Source organism: Streptomyces sp. NPDC043680, assembly GCF_056436685.1.
In genome coordinates this window covers 1-16,087 of sequence record NZ_JBWKCE010000001.1, presented here as the reverse complement: position 1 = coordinate 16,087, position 16,087 = coordinate 1, and the positions used below count along the sequence as shown (strand labels likewise).

Annotated in this window: 14 protein-coding genes; 8 read left to right on the top strand and 6 right to left on the bottom strand. The window is 70.7% G+C overall.

Annotated features, from left to right (window positions below; translation table 11 throughout):
* Positions 1–117 precede the first annotated feature (117 nt).
* From ureA to AC0666_RS00045, 6 genes are all read left to right on the top strand, one after another.
* Complete coding sequence (gene ureA / locus AC0666_RS00070; RefSeq protein ID WP_468963409.1) at positions 118–828, top strand: urease subunit gamma; 711 nt, start codon at positions 118–120, stop codon at positions 826–828.
* Positions 825–2,558: an urease subunit alpha gene (locus AC0666_RS00065; protein ID WP_361717433.1), complete on the top strand. Its 1,734-nt coding sequence runs from the start codon at positions 825–827 to the stop codon at positions 2,556–2,558. Before ureA ends, AC0666_RS00065 begins: the two co-directional genes overlap by 4 nt.
* Positions 2,559–2,584: 26 nt before the next feature.
* Positions 2,585–3,631: an agmatine deiminase family protein gene (locus tag AC0666_RS00060; protein WP_478706826.1), complete on the top strand. Its 1,047-nt coding sequence runs from the start codon at positions 2,585–2,587 to the stop codon at positions 3,629–3,631.
* 30 nt (positions 3,632–3,661) lie between these two features.
* Positions 3,662–4,270, top strand: coding sequence for a TetR/AcrR family transcriptional regulator (locus AC0666_RS00055; RefSeq protein ID WP_468581251.1), 609 nt, complete (start codon positions 3,662–3,664; stop codon positions 4,268–4,270).
* 281 nt (positions 4,271–4,551) lie between these two features.
* The gene (gene cimA / locus AC0666_RS00050) at positions 4,552–6,183 is read left to right on the top strand and encodes a citramalate synthase (RefSeq protein WP_468963411.1); all 1,632 of its coding nucleotides are present in this window, start codon (positions 4,552–4,554) and stop codon (positions 6,181–6,183) included.
* A 105-nt stretch (positions 6,184–6,288) separates the two neighbouring features.
* Positions 6,289–7,626, top strand: a complete 1,338-nt coding sequence (locus tag AC0666_RS00045) for a hypothetical protein (protein ID WP_478706825.1) — start codon at positions 6,289–6,291, stop codon at positions 7,624–7,626.
* A 73-nt stretch (positions 7,627–7,699) separates the two neighbouring features.
* Here AC0666_RS00045 and AC0666_RS00040 read toward each other — a convergent pair whose 3' ends face one another.
* Positions 7,700–8,311 (bottom strand): YceI family protein, encoded by a 612-nt coding sequence (locus AC0666_RS00040; RefSeq protein ID WP_468963413.1) that lies wholly within the window; start codon positions 8,309–8,311, stop codon positions 7,700–7,702.
* A gap of 264 nt (positions 8,312–8,575) precedes the next feature.
* On the opposite strand from AC0666_RS00040, the gene AC0666_RS00035 reads away from it, so the two are divergent.
* Both AC0666_RS00035 and AC0666_RS00030 read left to right on the top strand, forming a co-directional pair.
* Entirely contained in the window at positions 8,576–10,159 is a 1,584-nt protein-coding gene (locus tag AC0666_RS00035; protein ID WP_361717417.1) for an acyl-CoA carboxylase subunit beta, read from the top strand.
* 23 nt (positions 10,160–10,182) lie between these two features.
* A complete protein-coding gene (locus AC0666_RS00030; protein WP_468581246.1) occupies positions 10,183–10,383 on the top strand; it encodes an acyl-CoA carboxylase subunit epsilon in 201 nt (66 codons plus the stop codon).
* Positions 10,384–10,589: 206 nt separating this feature from the next.
* Here AC0666_RS00030 and AC0666_RS00025 read toward each other — a convergent pair whose 3' ends face one another.
* The 5 genes from AC0666_RS00025 to AC0666_RS00005 form a co-directional block, all read right to left on the bottom strand.
* Positions 10,590–11,171, bottom strand: coding sequence for a GTP-binding protein (locus AC0666_RS00025; protein ID WP_037792108.1), 582 nt, complete (start codon positions 11,169–11,171; stop codon positions 10,590–10,592).
* Positions 11,152–11,721 carry a DUF742 domain-containing protein gene (locus AC0666_RS00020; RefSeq protein ID WP_468581245.1) on the bottom strand — a complete coding sequence of 190 codons (570 nt, stop codon included), beginning with the start codon at positions 11,719–11,721 and terminating at the stop codon, positions 11,152–11,154. The genes AC0666_RS00025 and AC0666_RS00020 overlap by 20 nt, the downstream gene beginning before the upstream one ends.
* Positions 11,722–11,814: 93 nt before the next feature.
* Entirely contained in the window at positions 11,815–12,228 is a 414-nt protein-coding gene (locus AC0666_RS00015; protein ID WP_008739857.1) for a roadblock/LC7 domain-containing protein, read from the bottom strand.
* Between the two features lie 10 nt (positions 12,229–12,238).
* Positions 12,239–15,415, bottom strand: coding sequence for a sensor histidine kinase (locus AC0666_RS00010; RefSeq protein ID WP_468963414.1), 3,177 nt, complete (start codon positions 15,413–15,415; stop codon positions 12,239–12,241).
* Between the two features lie 333 nt (positions 15,416–15,748).
* The coding region (locus AC0666_RS00005; protein WP_361726162.1) for a GTP-binding protein at positions 15,749–16,087 on the bottom strand (339 nt) is incomplete at its 5' end.

The window sequence follows — 16,087 nt, the reverse complement described above, 5'->3', positions numbered from 1 at the left end:
ATGTTTGAGCGACATTCAATGTGACCTAAGCCCAGCTCCAGGTCAATGATTCCCTGCGAGGAAATGAAGAGTTAGAGTGATGCTCTAACCCATCGACTCAAAAGGTGGTGGATCGGCGTGCGGCTGACCCCTACGGAGCGCGACCGGCTGCTGCTGCGCAGCGCCGCGGAACTGGCCAGGGCCCGGCGGGCCCGGGGCCTGCGGCTCAACGTCCCCGAGGCCACCGCGCTCATCGCGGACACGGTCTGCGAGGCGGCCCGGGACGGCAAGCGGCTGGCGGAGGCCATCGAGGAGGCCCGCGGCGTGCTCGGCCCGGACGACGTCCTGCCGGGCGTGGCCGACGTGGTCACCGAGGTCCACGTGGAGGCCGTTTTCGACGACGGTTCCCGCCTCGCGGTGGTCTCGGCCCCGATCCGGGGAGCCGCCTCGCTCGGCGACGACGCCCCCGGAGCGGTCGTCCCGGGCCCCGGGGCCCCGCAGCCGGAGCCCGTCCTGCACCTGCGCGTGCGCAACACCGCCCCCGTGCCGGTGAGCGTCACCTCGCACTTCCACTTCTTCGAGGCGAACCCCCGCCTCGACTTCGACCGCGCCGCCGCCTACGGCATGCGGCTGTGCGTACCGGCGGGCTCCTCCGTCCGGTTCGACCCCCACGGCGAGGGCGAGGTCGGCCTGGTCCCGATCGGCGGCGACCGCATCGCCGTCGGCTTCGCCGGACTGGTCGACGGCCCGCTGGACGCCCCGGGCGCCAAGGAGGAGGCCCTGGCCCGCGCGGCCGCCTGCGGCTACCTCGGCGCCACCGAAGACCACCCGGAAGGGAACCCGGCATGAGCCGCCAGACCCCGCACAGCGACCACTGCGCGCCGGGCAGCCGGCACATCGACCCGCACGAGTACGCCTCCGTCTTCGGCCCCCGCGCCGGGGACCGGGTGCGCCTCGGCGACTCCGGGCTCACCGTCCGCGTCGAGCACGACGCCCAGAAGCCGGGCGACGAGTTCCTGGCCGGCTTCGGCAAGACCGCCCGCGACGGCCTGCACCTGAAGGCCGCCGCCGTCCGCGAGACCTGTGACGTCGTGATCAGCAACGTCCTCGTGATCGACGCCGTCCTCGGCATCAAGAAGGTCTCCATCGGCATCCGCGAGGGCCGCATCCACGCCATCGGCCGGGCCGGCAACCCGGACACCCTCGACGGGGTGGACGTCGTCGTCGGCACGGGCACCAGCATCGTCTCCGGCGAGGGTCTGATCGCCACCGCCGGCGCCGTGGACACCCACGTGCACCTGCTCTCCCCGCGGATCATGGAAGCCTCGCTCGCCGCCGGTGTCACCACCGTCATCGGCCAGGAGTTCGGGCCCGTCTGGGGCGTCGGCGTCAACTCGCCGTGGGCCCTCAAGCACGCCTTCAACGCCTTCGACGCCTGGCCCGTGAACATCGGCTTCCTGGCCCGCGGCTCCTCCTCCGACGCGGCCCCGCTGGTCGAGGCCCTGGCCGAGGGCGGCGCCTCCGGCTTCAAGGTCCACGAGGACATGGGCGCCCACACCCGCGCCCTCGACACCGCCCTGCGCGTGGCCGAGGAGCACGACGTCCAGGTCGCCCTGCACAGCGACGGCCTGAACGAATGCCTCTCCGTCGAGGACACCCTGCGCGTCCTGGACGGCCGCACCATCCACGCCTTCCACATCGAGGGCTGCGGCGGCGGACACGTCCCCAACGTGCTCAAGATGGCGGGCGTGCCGAACGTCATCGGCTCTTCCACCAACCCGACCCTGCCCTTCGGCCGGGACGCCGTCGCCGAGCACTACGGCATGATCGTCTCCGTCCACGACCTCAAGCCGGACCTGCCCGGCGACGCCGCCATGGCCCGCGACCGCATCCGCGCCGGGACGATGGGCGCCGAGGACGTCCTGCACGACCTGGGCGCGATCGGCATCACCTCCTCCGACGCCCAGGGCATGGGCCGGGCCGGCGAGACGATCCGCCGGACCTTCGCCATGGCCGCCAAGATGAAGGGCGAGCTCGGCCCGCTGGCCGGCGACGGCGAGGGCGACGACAACGCCCGCGTCCTGCGCTACATGGCCAAGCTGACCATCAACCCGGCCATCGCCCACGGCCTGGCCCACGAGATCGGCTCGATCGAGGTCGGAAAGCTCGCCGACATCGTGCTGTGGCGCCCCCAGTTCTTCGGCGCCAAGCCGCAGCTGGTGCTCAAGTCCGGCTTCCCGGCGTACGGGGTCACCGGCGACCCCAACGCCGCCACCGACACCTGCGAACCGCTGGTCCTCGGCCCGCAGTTCGGCTCGTACGGGGCCACCGCGGCCGACATCTCCGTCGCCTTCGTCTCCGCGGCCGCCGCCGGGCTCGGCAGCGACCGGATGCCCACGCGCCGCCGCCGGGTCGCCGTCCGCGGCACCCGGGGCATCGGCCCCGCGGACCTCCTCCTCAACTCCCGGGTGGGCGCGGTCGATGTGGACGCGCGCAGCGGACTCGTCACCCTCGACGGTGACCCGCTGCGCTCCGAAGCGGCCGATTCGGTCTCCCTCAACCGCCTGTACTTCCTGTGACCAGCCCAGCCCGTAAGGACCCTTCCATGAGCAAGCCCGTCGCCGACGGATTCCGGATGCCCGCCGAGTGGACGCCCCACGAGCGGACCTGGATGGCCTGGCCCAGCCCCAACCCGACCTTCACCAACGAGCAGGAGCTCGCCGAGGCCCGCGAGGCCTGGGGAGCCGTGGCCCGCGCGGTGCGCAGCCACGAGCCCGTGACCCTCGTCGTCTCGCCCGGCGACGCCGAGAGCGCCCGCGCGATCGCCGGAAGGGGCGACGGCCATGAACTGGTGCTCGTCGAGCGGGAGCTCGACGACGCCTGGATGCGCGACATCGGCCCGACCTTCGTCACCAACGACGCCGGCGAGCTGGCCGCCGTGGACTGGACCTTCAACGGCTGGGGCGCCCAGGAATGGGCCCGCTGGGAGCACGACTCGAAGATCGCCCGCCACGTCTCCGACCTGGCCGGCACCCGTACGTACAGCACCGCGCTCGTCAACGAGGGCGGCGCCATCCACGTGGACGGCGAGGGCACCGTGCTCCTCACCGACACCGTGCAGCTGGGCCAGGGCCGCAACCCCGGCTGGACCCGCGAGCAGGTCGAACAGGAGATCCACGCCCACCTCGGCACCACCAAGGCGATCTGGCTGCCGTACGGACTGGCCGGCGACTACGGCACCTACGGCACGCAGGGCCACGTGGACATCGTGGCCGCCTTCGCCCGCCCCGGCGTGGTGATGGTCCACACCCAGCCCGACCCCGCCCACCCCGACCACGAGCGCTGCAAGACCATCGCCGCCATCCTGCGCGCGTCCACCGACGCGCGGGGCCGGCAGCTGGAGGTCGTGGAGATCCCCGCGCCGACGGTGCTGGAGGAGGACGGCGAGTGGGTCGACTACTCCTACATCAACCACTACCTCTGCAACGGCGGCGTGGTGCTGTGCTCCTTCGACGACCCGCGTGACGAGGAGGCCGCCGAGATCTTCCGCGGGCTGTTCCCCGAGCGCACCGTGACCCTCGTCGACGCACGTACGATTTTCGCCGGGGGTGGCGGTATCCACTGCATCACCCAGCAGCAGCCGAAGGTGTGACCTGCGGCACGACGTTCCGAGGAGTGGCCCATGGCGGCGGGTGGAGTACGCGCGGCGCGGAAGAACGCGCCGCCGCGCGAGGACGTACTCGTCGCCGCCATGGCCACGATCGCCGAGCGCGGCCTGGACGGGCTGACCATGGCCGGCCTGGGCCGCCAGGTCGGCATGAGCAGCGGCCACCTCCTCTACTACTTCCGCAGCAAGGACGAGCTCCTGCTGCAGACGCTGGAGTGGAGCGAGGCCGCCCTCGGCACCGAGCGCCGGGCCCTGCTGTCGCGCCGCGGTCCGGTGCGCGAGCGGCTCCAGGCGTACGTCGACTTGTACGTGCCCGAAGGCGCCCGCGATCCGCACTGGACCCTGTGGCTGGAGGTCTGGAACCGCTCGCAGAACGCCGGCCCGCGCGAACGCGACCGGCAGGCCGCCATCGAGGGCGCCTGGCACCGCGACCTGGTGGCCCTGCTCGCCGAGGGCATCTCGCGCGGGGAGTTCCGGCCCGTGGACCCCGACCGGTTCGGGGCGCGGCTGCGCGCCCTGCTCGACGGGTTCAGCATCCAGGTCGCCGTGGGCCTGCCCGGCATGGGGCGGGACGACATCCTGGCCCACGTCTCGGAGTTCCTCGACGAGGCTCTCGTATCGTGAGACGGCTCGCGTGCGCGGTGAGACGGTGTGGCACACTGCGGACGTGCTTGCTCAGCTCGTGATTATCGGCAGCAGCGCGCCGGTCCGCAGCGACCGCTGACCCGTGGAAGAACTTCGCGGCGGCGGCCACCGTGTCCCAGACCCGCGCGCAGACCTCTCGCACCCGCGAGAGGTTTTTTCGTTTCCCGGCTCCATTCCTGCCGGGACCGGACAGCGCGCGATGATGGGGGCAGTGGAACCCGGGTATCCGGAACCACTCATCCGACAGGAGTCAGATCAACATGACGACGACCGAGGCGACAGTGCCGGCACAGGTCCCGACCGACGACACCGACAGCTTCCACGTCTTCGACACCACCCTGCGAGACGGCGCCCAGCGTGAGGGCATCAACCTCACCGTCGCCGACAAGCTGACGATCGCCCGGCACCTGGACGACTTCGGAGTGGGCTTCATCGAGGGCGGCTGGCCCGGCGCCAACCCCCGCGACACGGAGTTCTTCGCCCGCGCCCGCGCCGAGATCGACTTCAAGCACGCCCAGCTGGTCGCCTTCGGCGCGACCCGCCGGGCCGGCGGCTCGGCCGCCGAGGACCCGCAAGTCCGGGCCCTGTTGGAGTCGGGTGCGCCCGTGATCACCCTGGTCGCCAAGTCCCACGACCGGCACGTCGAGCTCGCGTTGCGCACCACGCTGGACGAGAACCTGGAGATGGTCCGCGACACGGTCTCGCACCTGGTCGCCCAGGGCCGCCGCGTCTTCGTCGACTGCGAGCACTTCTTCGACGGCTACCGCGCCAACGCCGAGTACGCGAAGGCGGTCGTGCGAACCGCCCACGAGGCCGGCGCCGACGTGGTGATCCTCTGCGACACCAACGGCGGCATGCTGCCCGCACAGGTCTCGGCGGTGGTCGCGACCGTGCTCGCCGACACGGGAGCCCGGCTCGGCATCCACGCCCAGGACGACACCGGCTGCGCGGTGGCCAACACCCTGGCCGCCGTCGACGCGGGCGCCACGCACGTCCAGTGCACCGCCAACGGCTACGGCGAACGCGTCGGCAACGCCAACCTCTTCCCGGTCGTCGCCGCGCTGGAGATCAAGTACGGGCGAAAGGTGCTGCCCGAGGGTGCCCTCGCCGAGATGACCCGCATCTCGCACGCCATCGCCGAGGTCGTCAACCTGACCCCCTCCACCCACCAGCCGTACGTGGGCGTCTCCGCCTTCGCCCACAAGGCGGGCCTGCACGCCTCGGCAATCAAGGTCGACCCGGACCTCTACCAGCACATCGACCCCGAGCGGGTCGGCAACACCATGCGGATGCTCGTCTCCGACATGGCCGGACGCGCCTCCATCGAACTCAAGGGCAAGGAACTCGGCGTCGACCTCGGCGGCGACCGCGCCCTGATCTCGCGGGTGGTTGAGCGGGTCAAGGAGCGCGAGCTCCAGGGCTACACCTACGAGGCCGCCGACGCCTCCTTCGAGCTGCTGCTGCGCGCCGAGGTGGAGGGCCGCGCCCGCAGGTACTTCCGCACGGAGTCCTGGCGGGCCATCGTCGAGGACCGCCCGGACGGCACCCACGCCAACGAGGCCACGGTCAAGCTGTGGGCCAAGGGCGAGCGGATCGTCGCGACGGCTGAGGGCAACGGCCCGGTCAACGCCCTGGACCGGGCGCTGCGGGTCGCCCTGGAGCGCTTCTACCCCCAGCTCGCCAAGTTCGAGCTGGTCGACTACAAGGTGCGCATCCTGGAGGGCAAGCACGGCACCGAGTCCACCACCCGCGTGCTGATCTCGACGACGGACGGCACCCACGAGTGGGCGACGGTGGGCGTCGCCCCGAACGTGATCGCGGCCTCCTGGCAGGCCCTGGAGGACGCCTTCACCTACGGCCTGCTGCGCGCGGGCGTGGAACCGGCCGAGTAGTCCCCGCCCCGGCGGGAACCCGGCGGACCCCGGGCCGTTGCTGCGGAGCGGCGGCCTTATGTCCGGCTCACACGGGAACGTCATGGTTCCGGTAGCGTCGGAAGCATGAGGACCAGGCTGATGTCCCTACTCTCCGCCCTGCTGCCGGCCCTGTGCGCGACGGCTCTCGTCTTCGCGCCGCAGGCCTCGGCCGCCACCGGGCCCGCCACCGTGGCCGAGGCCCTCAAGAAGGGGCCGGTCTATGTCGATCCGCGGGCCGCGGCGCAGCTGTCGCCGGGGCAGGCGGACGCGCTCGCCAAGAAGATCAAGGACGCGGACAAGCCGGTCTTCGTGGCCGTGCTGCCCGCCACCTCCGAGTTCCCCGCCGCGAGCGTGCTGCGCACGATCCGCGCCGAGACCGGGATCACCGGCCTCTACGCGATCCGGCTCGGCGACGGCTTCAACGCCGGTGCGGACCGCGCGGTCATGCCCTCCAACGCCGTCCGCAACCTGACCGACGCCGTGAAGGCCGGCGGCCCGGTGGACGCGAACACCCAGCTGAACAACTTCGTCGACCAGGCCCTGGCCCAGGTCGGGGGCGGAGCCCCGGCTTCCTGGGGCGGCAGCGTCGACAGCGGCGGCGCCCCGGTCGGCGGGCTGATCACCCTCGGGGCCGTGGCCCTGGTGGGCGGTGGCGGTGCGTACGCCGTGGTGCGCCGCAACCGCAGGAGGAAGGAAGAGGAGGAGCGGGAGGCCGTCGAGAAGCTGCGCGTGGTCGTCGACGAGGACATCACGGCCTTCGGCGAGGAGCTCGACCGGCTGGACTTCCATCCCGGTGAGCCGGGCGCCGACGACGCCATGCGCGCCGACTACGCGCAAGGTCTCGACGCCTATGAGCGGGCCAAGTCCGTCATGGCCTCCGTCCAGCACCCCCAGGAGGTCAGGGGAGTGACCCAGGCCCTGGAGGACGGCCGGTTCGCCCTCGCCCGCCTGGACGCCCGCCGGCAGGGCCGGCCGCTGCCCGAGCGCCGCTCGCCCTGCTTCTTCGACCCGCGCCACGGGCCGAGCACCGAGGACGTGGAGTGGTCGCCGGCCGGCGGGACGGTGCGTACCGTCCCCGTGTGCGCGGCGGACGCGGTCCGGCTGCGCGAGGGGCAGGACCCGATGGTGCGTACGGTCGACACCGAGTACGGGCCGCGCCCGTACTACGACGCCGGCCCGGCGTACGGACCGTGGGCCGGCGGCTATTTCGGCGGCGGCATCCTGCCCGGCCTGCTGGTGGGCACGCTGCTCGGCTCGATGATGACGTCCGGCCCCGCCTACGCCTCCGACCTGGGCGCGGGCTACGAGGGCGGGGACTTCTCCGGCGCCGACTTCAACCCCTCCGACTTCGGGGGAGGCGACTTCGGCGGCGGCGGGGGATTCGACGGGGGAGGCGGCTTCGATGGCGGGGGCGGCTTCTGAGCGCCGCCCCCCGGCCGAACTGCCGCTCCGGTCAGGCCGGGCCCGGCAGGGCCCGCCCGGCGGCCGTGGCGCCTCAGGCCTGCTTGACCGCCGAGATGTCGAAGGTCAGCTTCACCTTGTCGCTGACCATGACGCCGCCCGCCTCCAGCGCGGCGTTCCAGGTCAGGCCCCAGTCGGAGCGCAGGATCTCGGCGGAGCCCTCGAAGCCGACGCGCTCGCTGCCGTAGACGTCGGTGGCCGAGCCGTTGAACTCCAGGTCGATGGAGAGCGGGCGGGTGACGTCCTTGATGGTCAGCTCACCGGTGATCCGGTACGTGTCGCCCCCGATCCGGGCCGCCTCGGTCGAGCGGAAGGTCATCAGGGGGAAGGCCTCGGCGTCGAAGAAGTCACCGCTGCGCAGGTGGGCGTCGCGGTCGGCGATGCCCGTGTCGACGGAGGCGATCTGCACGTCGATGGAGGCGGTGGAGCGGGAGGGGTCCACGCCGTCCAGCCGGAGGGCTCCCTCGTAGGCGCCGAAGCTGCCGCGGACGTTGGTGACCATCGCGTGGCGGACGGTGAAGCCGATGCTGCTGTGGGCGGCGTCGATGGTGTAGTCGCCGGTGAGGGCGGCGAGCGCCGGGTCCACCTCCAGCGTGGCGACGGCGGTCGTGGTGTTCTCCTGGCTGCGGCGGGTGAAGAGACCCATGGCTTCCTCCTCGGGAGCGTGATGGCTGTCCTGGGACAGTTCGTTGAATGTTCAACGAGAATGACTCTAGGCCCATTCCGTTGAATTTTCAACATCTGGACGAGGTGTCAGGCCGTTTTATGGAACCTCCACAAAGGGTCGGGGTCCCGCCTGGTGGTGTTCGCGCATCACCCTGCGGTTCTGTCCGGGCCGAACAGCGGAACACACCCGAGACTGTGCGGAACCAACGGAGGTTTTTGCCCCCGCGCTTCGTAAGGTCGGTACATGACCGTTGTGGACCAGATTCCGAGCGAGCCGGCGGACGCCCGCGGGCGCGTGGCCGAACTGCACTCCCTGCGCGAGCAGGCGCGGCGCGGCCCCAGTGACCGGGCGACCGAGGCCCAGCACGCCAAGGGCAAGCTGACCGCACGCGAGCGCATCGCGCTGCTGCTCGACGAGGGTTCCTTCAAGGAAGTCGAGCAGCTGCGCCGCCACCGGGCGAGCGGCTTCGGCCTGGAGGGCAAGAAGCCCTACACCGACGGTGTGATCACCGGCTGGGGCACGGTCGAGGGCCGCACGGTCTTCGTCTACGCGCACGACTTCCGGATCTTCGGCGGCGCGCTGGGCGAGGCCCACGCCACCAAGATCCACAAGATCATGGACATGGCCATCGCCGCCGGTGCCCCCCTGGTCTCCCTGAACGACGGCGCGGGCGCCCGTATCCAGGAGGGCGTCTCGGCGCTCGCCGGGTACGGCGGCATCTTCCAGCGCAACACCAAGGCCTCGGGTGTCATCCCGCAGATCTCGGTGATGCTGGGCCCGTGCGCCGGTGGCGCCGCGTACTCCCCGGCCCTGACGGACTTCGTCTTCATGGTCCGCGAGACCTCGCAGATGTTCATCACCGGCCCCGACGTCGTCCGAGCCGTCACCGGTGAGGAGATCTCCCAGAACGGCCTCGGCGGCGCCGACGTGCACGCCGAGACCTCGGGCGTCGCGCACTTCGCGTACGACGACGAGGAGACCTGCATCTCCGAGGTCCGCTACCTCATCACGATGCTGCCCTCCAACAACCGGGAGAACCCGCCGGTCCACCAGACCTCCGACCCCGCCGACCGGCGCTCGGACGTCCTGCTGGACCTGGTGCCGGCCGACGGCAATCGCCCGTACGACATGCACAAGGTCATCGAGGAGCTCGTCGACGACGGCGACGTCCTGGAGATTCACGAGCGCTGGGCCCGCAACATCATCTGCGCGCTCGCCCGCCTCGACGGCCAGGTCGTCGGCATCGTCGCCAACCAGCCGCAGACGCTGGCCGGTGTCCTCGACATCGAGGCCTCCGAGAAGGCCGCGCGCTTCGTCCAGATGTGCGACGCCTTCAACATCCCGATCATCACGCTGCTGGACGTCCCCGGCTTCCTGCCCGGTGTCGACCAGGAGCACGGCGGCATCATCCGCCACGGCGCGAAGCTGCTGTACGCGTACTGCAACGCCACCGTCCCGCGCATCTCGCTGATCCTGCGCAAGGCCTACGGCGGCGCGTACATCGTCATGGACTCCCAGTCCATCGGTGCCGACCTCACCTACGCCTGGCCGACCAACGAGATCGCGGTCATGGGCGCCGAGGGCGCGGCCAACGTCATCTTCCGCAAGCAGATTGCCGAGGCCGAGGACCCGGAGGCGATGCGGGCGCGCATGGTCAAGGAGTACAAGGCCGAGCTGATGCACCCGTACTACGCGGCCGAGCGCGGCCTCGTCGACGACGTCATCGACCCCGCCGAGACCCGCGAGACGCTGATCAGCGCCCTCGCGATGCTCCGGAGCAAGCACGCCGACCTGCCGTCCCGCAAGCACGGCAACCCGCCGCAGTAAGAAGCGAAGGAGAGCTGCCACCCATGTCGAAGACCGACGCCCTGCTGCGCGTGGAAAAGGGCAACGCCAAGCCCGAGGAGCTGGCCGCGATCACCGCGATCCTGCTGGCCCGCGCCGCCTCCACCCCCGAGGACCGCCCGGTGCACCGCATCGGCTCCCAGGCCCGCTGGCGCCGCCTGGAGCGCACCCCGGGCTTCCGCGCCCCGCACAGCTGGCAGGGCTGACCGCAGCCCCGTCGTTCAGGCCCCGCACCCCTTCCGGGTGCGGGGCCTGACGCATGCCCGGGGAACGGCCGGCGCGCGGCGCCCGTACGAGGAGGCAGGCCATGGCGCGGGCCCGTCGGGAGCGGTCGGGAACGCCGAAGGCCCCCGAGTCCGTAGGGACGGACTCGGGGGCCTTGCTGCACACGGGCCGCGGCACGGCCGGGCGGCTACCGCAGGCGGGCCATGAGGGCGTGCTCCACGAGCGTGATGAGCGCGCTCTTGGCGTCGGCGCGGTGGCGGGCGTCGGTGGTGATGATCGGAGCGTCCGGGCCGATCTGCAGCGCCTCGCGGACTTCCTCCGGCGTGTACGGCTGGTGCCCGTCGAAGCCGTTGAGGGCGATGACGAACGGCAGGCCGCTGTTCTCGAAGTAGTCGACCGCGGGGAAGCAGTCCGCCAGACGCCGCGTGTCCACGAGGACGACGGCGCCGATGGCGCCGCGGACGAGGTCGTCCCACATGAACCAGAAGCGGTCCTGTCCGGGGGTACCGAAGAGGTACAGGATCAGGTCCTGGTCCAGGGTGATGCGGCCGAAGTCCATGGCGACCGTGGTGGTCGTCTTGTCCCCGGTGTGGGTCAGATCGTCGATGCCGGCGGACGCGCTGGTCATGACGGCTTCGGTGCGCAGCGGGTTGATCTCGGAGACCGCGCCGACGAACGTGGTCTTGCCCACGCCGAAGCCGCCCGCCACCACGATCTTCGCGGAGGTGGTGGAGCGAGCCGCTCCGCCGTTAGAGCTTGCGAAGTCCACTGAGCACCCTTTCGAGCAGTGTCACATCTGGCTGGCCACCGGCAGACTCGTCGCCGCCGGGCTGGTGAATGGCGACAAGGCCCGCCTCCGCCAGGTCGGCGACGAGGATGCGGGCGACACCAAGAGGAATGGAGAGAAGTGCCGAGATCTCCGCGACGGATTTGATCTCCTGGCACAGGCGGCAGATGCGCTGGTGCTCGGGCAACTGCCCTTGCAGACGCGCGGGATCCGCCGTGGTACTGACCAGCGCCTCGATGGCGAGCTGGTAGCGCGGCCGGGTACGGCCGCCGGTCATGGCGTACGGACGCACCAGCGGGTTGTGCGCCTTGGCGGCCTGCGGCTGCGAGCCCCGCGGAGGCTGCTGCGGGAGCCGGTGGGGCGCCTGCGGCTGCTGGGGCTGCTGCTGGGGCTGGCCGTACGGCTGCTGCTGGTACGGGTTCTGCTCCGGCACGGGCCGGCTGGGAGCGGACGGGAAGTTGAAGCGGTTCTGGTCGTGCCCACCCTGCGGCTGCTGCGCGCCGCCATAAGGATGTCCTCCGGGTGTTGTCACGTTTCCTCCTCCGACTCCAAGAACGCAGTACTCCCTGTGGAACCGCGCCACCGCACCCTATGGTGCGATGACGCGAAACGCACTGCCTGTTTGCTAGTTGAGAAGACTTCCCTGCAGCTCCGAGCGCAGTTCCGGGGTGAGGACACTGCCGGCACGGTCCACGAGGAGGGCCATCTCGTAGCCCACGAGGCCGATGTCGCACTCGGGGTGCGCGAGCACCGCGAGCGAGGACCCGTCGGAGACGGACATGAGGAAGAGAAATCCCCGGTCCATCTCGACCACGGTCTGGTTGACGGCGCCACCCTCGAAGATGCGGGAGGCTCCGGCGGTCAGCGACGTCAGACCGGAGGCCACGGCCGCCAGCTGATCGGCGCGGTCGCGCGGGAAACCGTCGGACATCGCCAGAAGAAGGCCGTCGGCGGAGACCACCACCGTGTGGGACACCCCGGGGGTGTTGTCCACGAAGTTGGTGATCAACCAGTTCAGGTTCTGTGCCGCCTGGCTCATCGGGCTCACACTAACGCTCCTGGTCATAGCTGTTACTTGACTGCTCGGAACCCGCACTGCGTCCCTGCTGGACACCGCGCCGCAGGTTGCTCAACCTGCCGCGGACGTCCTCCGGGGCGCGGGAGACCTGGGGGCCGCCCTGCGGGGTCGTCTCCGCCGCGCCCTCGACCAGGTTGGCCTTGGGCACCCGCCGAGGGAGACCGGACGGGGTGACCCCGCCCGCCTTCGGCTCACGGAGCTTGGCGGCCTGCTGCCAGCGCTCGTCGTTGTTCGAACGCCAGCCGCTGCCTTCCTCGTCCCGCTCCGCGGCGGCGGGCTGCTGCTGTCGCTGCGGCCGCTGCTCGAAGAGGGATCCGGTGGACTCCGTTTCCCGCTGTGCCGACTGCCACTGCTGCTGGCTGCCGCGTCGCGGCAGGCCCGCTCCGGTCACTTCGTGGCCGGTGTCGGCAGCGGCGCCCGGACGGTCGAAGCCTACGCGGTCCGCGGCGGGTTCGGGAGCGGGGAGGGGTTCCGATTCGGTCCCGTATCCCTGCTGGTAGCCGTTGGAGTAGGAGTTCTGCTCCGGCCACTCGGCCTGCGGGGACTGGGACTTGTAGCCGTCCTGGTACGCCTGGGCGTCCTGGCCGCCGTCCTGGTAACCGGCTTCCGCATAGCCGTAGTCCTGCTGCGGGTAGGCCTCGTAGCCCTGCTGGGCCGCGTGCGCCTGCTGGGAGCCGTACGCGGGCTCGTACCCCTGCTCGGACTGCTGCTCGTACTCCGGGTACTGCTGGTACCCGTGCTCCGGCTGCGGTTCCGCATACTCCTGCTCGGCGTACTCGCCCTGGTCCTGGCCGTAGCCGACCTGGGCCTCCAGCGCGGCCCGGCGTTCCTGCTGCCCCAGCGACCGGCTGACCGGGTCGAGGGGGGTTCCGTCGGCGCCCTGGTTGTCGTAGCGCGAGTCGTCGAAGCCGAGCTCGGCCGCCGTACGCATGGGGACGCTGTGCTGCGCCTGCTGCTGCGGGATCATGGAGGAGACGGTGAAGTCGTCGTCCGGGATCCCCTCGCCACCACCACCGTGGGTGATGGCGTCGGGCAGCATGACCAGCGACGTGGTGCCCGCCGCCTCACCCGAGGGGCGCAGCTGGACGCGGATGCCGTGGCGGTCCGCCAGCCGGCCGACCACGAAGAGGCCCATGCGCTGGGAGATCGCGGCGTCCACGGTCGGCGGGTTGGCCAGCTTGTGGTTGATGTCCGCGAAGTCCTCGGCGGTCAGGCCGATGCCCTTGTCGTGGATCTCCACCATGACGCGCCCGTCGGGCAGACGCGTGGCGTTGACGCGGACCTTGGTCTGCGGGGAGGAGAACGTGGTGGCGTTCTCCAGGAGCTCGGCGAGCAGGTGCACGAGGTCGGTCACGGCCTGGCCGTGGATCTCGGCCTCCGAGACGCCCGAGAGCTCGATGCGCTCGTACTGCTCCACCTCGGAGGAGGCGGCGCGCAGGACGTCGACGAGGGGAACCGGCTGGTCCCAGCGGCGGCCCGGCTCCTCACCCGCGAGGATGAGGAGGTTCTCGCCGTTGCGGCGCATACGGGTGGCGAGGTGGTCCAGGCGGAAGAGGTTCTCCAGCTGGTCCGGGTCGGCCTCGTTGTTCTCCAGGTCGGTGATGAGGGTCAGCTGGCCCTCGATCAGCGACTGGTTGCGCATGGAGAGGTTGGTGAAGATCGCGTTGACGTTGCCCCGCAGGAGGGCCTGCTCGGCGGCGAGCCGGACCGCCTCGCGGTGGACCTGGTCGAAGGCCCGGGCGACCTCGCCGATCTCGTCCTGGGAGTTGATCGGGATCGGCGCCACACGGGTGTCGACCTTGCCGGGGTCGGTGCGCGAGAGCTGGTCGACGAGCATCGGCAGGCGCTGCTCGGCGACGTCGAACGCGGCGGTACGCAGGTGGCGCATCGCGCGGCTCATCTGGCGGGCCATCATGCCGGCCATGATGAAGGCGGCGAGCAGGGCCACGACCACGATGGCGCCGGTCCAGATGGCGTCGTTGCGGGCCTCGTCGGAGACGGCGACCGCGTCCTTGACGGCCTTGTCGAGGAGGTCCCTCTCGATCTCGGCGTAGCCCTCGAACTTGGCCGTGGCGCCGTACTGCCAGGCGGCAGGGGTGACGCCGATCGTGGCCAGCTTGGTGTTCTTCTCGCCGCCGGCTATCGCCTCGGTCATACCGGTGAGCGCGGAGCCGTTCACGATGGGCGGGGCCTTGAAGGGGGTGCCCGCCTGCTCGGCCTGGGTCTTGGCCTCGGCGAGCTTGGCGGCGCCCTCCTGGGACTTCTTGCCCATCACCTCTTTGAGGCGGTTGGTGTCCTCTTCGGTACCGGCGGAGACGTACTCGCCGACCGCGATCTCCTCAAGGTAGGCGTACGAGGAGAAGGCGACGAGCTGGGCCTTGCGGACCTCCTCGTCCGGGTTCGGCCGGACCAGCAGGTGGGTGCCGATGGCGCGCTGGAGCGAGTTGGCGGCCTTGGCCAGCTCGATCGCGTAGACCATGCGGCCGTAGCTGGTCACGTTGCCGGTGCCGAGGCCCAGCTCGTTCGAGAACTGCATGAGGTAGTGCTGGACGAGCAGGTAGCCGTCCTCGGTCGGGACCGGGCCCAGCTGGTTCGGCGGGTTCTTCTTCGCCGACTCGGGAGCCACGTAGGCCGACTTGCGGACCAGTTCGAGCTTCGGCTCCTCCTGGCGGAAGAGTTCGAGGCGCCGTTCCATGCCCTGGTTCTTCGGGAGGTCCTTGACGGCCTGCCCGAACTTCAGCTGGGCGGCGTTGGTGGCCTCGCGGGCCTTGGCGACCGTGTCGCTGCGGGTGTCGCCCTTCAGCAGCGGCTCGGCACTGAGGTCGCGCTCGTTGAGCAGGGCCTGGCCGTATTCGGCCGCCGCCTGGACGATGCGGGCCGTCTTCTCGGCGTCCTTGGCCTCGTTCCAGGTGTCGAGGGAGCCCTTCACCTGGAAGCCGCCCATGACCAGTCCGACGAGGACGGGCACGAGCAGGATGGCGTTCAGACGCGTCGGCACACGCCAGTTGCGGGGCGAGAACCTGCTGGTACTGCCACTCTTCGCCGGCGGGTCCGCGGGCGCGTCGACGGGCGACGCGGCCGCGCGCTGCGGCGGGGTGAAGTTGCCGCGCGCGGTTTCACCCGCGGGGCGTGAGTTGCTTCGCCTCACTCGACCAACAACCTTCCGGCGGTGCTACTAGCTAGTTAGTTGAATTCCAGCATGGTTAACGGCCGTGCTCCAAACACTTGAAATCGGCCATTCACAGAACCTTATGTCCCGCATAAAACGGACATAGAGAGCTACCCGTCGCAAAAATGGGCTCCGTTGTGAGCGCAGCGGCACCGGGCGACCGCACCCTGTGTCCGGTCGGCGGCAATTCTCTGTCGAAACGTTATGAACGAGAAGGGCGGGCCGTGTCGTAGGACACAGCCCGCCTTCACGTGACACGGACCGCCTTCACGAGCCTTCACGATCTTTCACGAAAGCCCCTCGGAAACACCGCTACTTCAGCCGGGCCATCAGGGCATGCTCGACGAGTGTGATGAGGGCGCTCTTGGCGTCGGCGCGGTGGCGGGCGTCGGTGGTGATGATGGGGGCGTCCGGGCCGATCTGGAGGGCTTCGCGGACTTCTTCGGGGGTATAGGGCTGGTGTCCGTCGAAGCCGTTGAGGGCGATGACGAAGGGGAGGCCGCTGTTTTCGAAGTAGTCGACGGCGGGGAAGCAGTCGGCGAGACGGCGGGTGTCGACGAGGACGACGGCGCCGATGGCGCCGCGGACGAGGTCGTCCCACATGAACCAGAAGCGGTCCTGTCCGGGGGTACCGAAGAGGTACAGGATCAG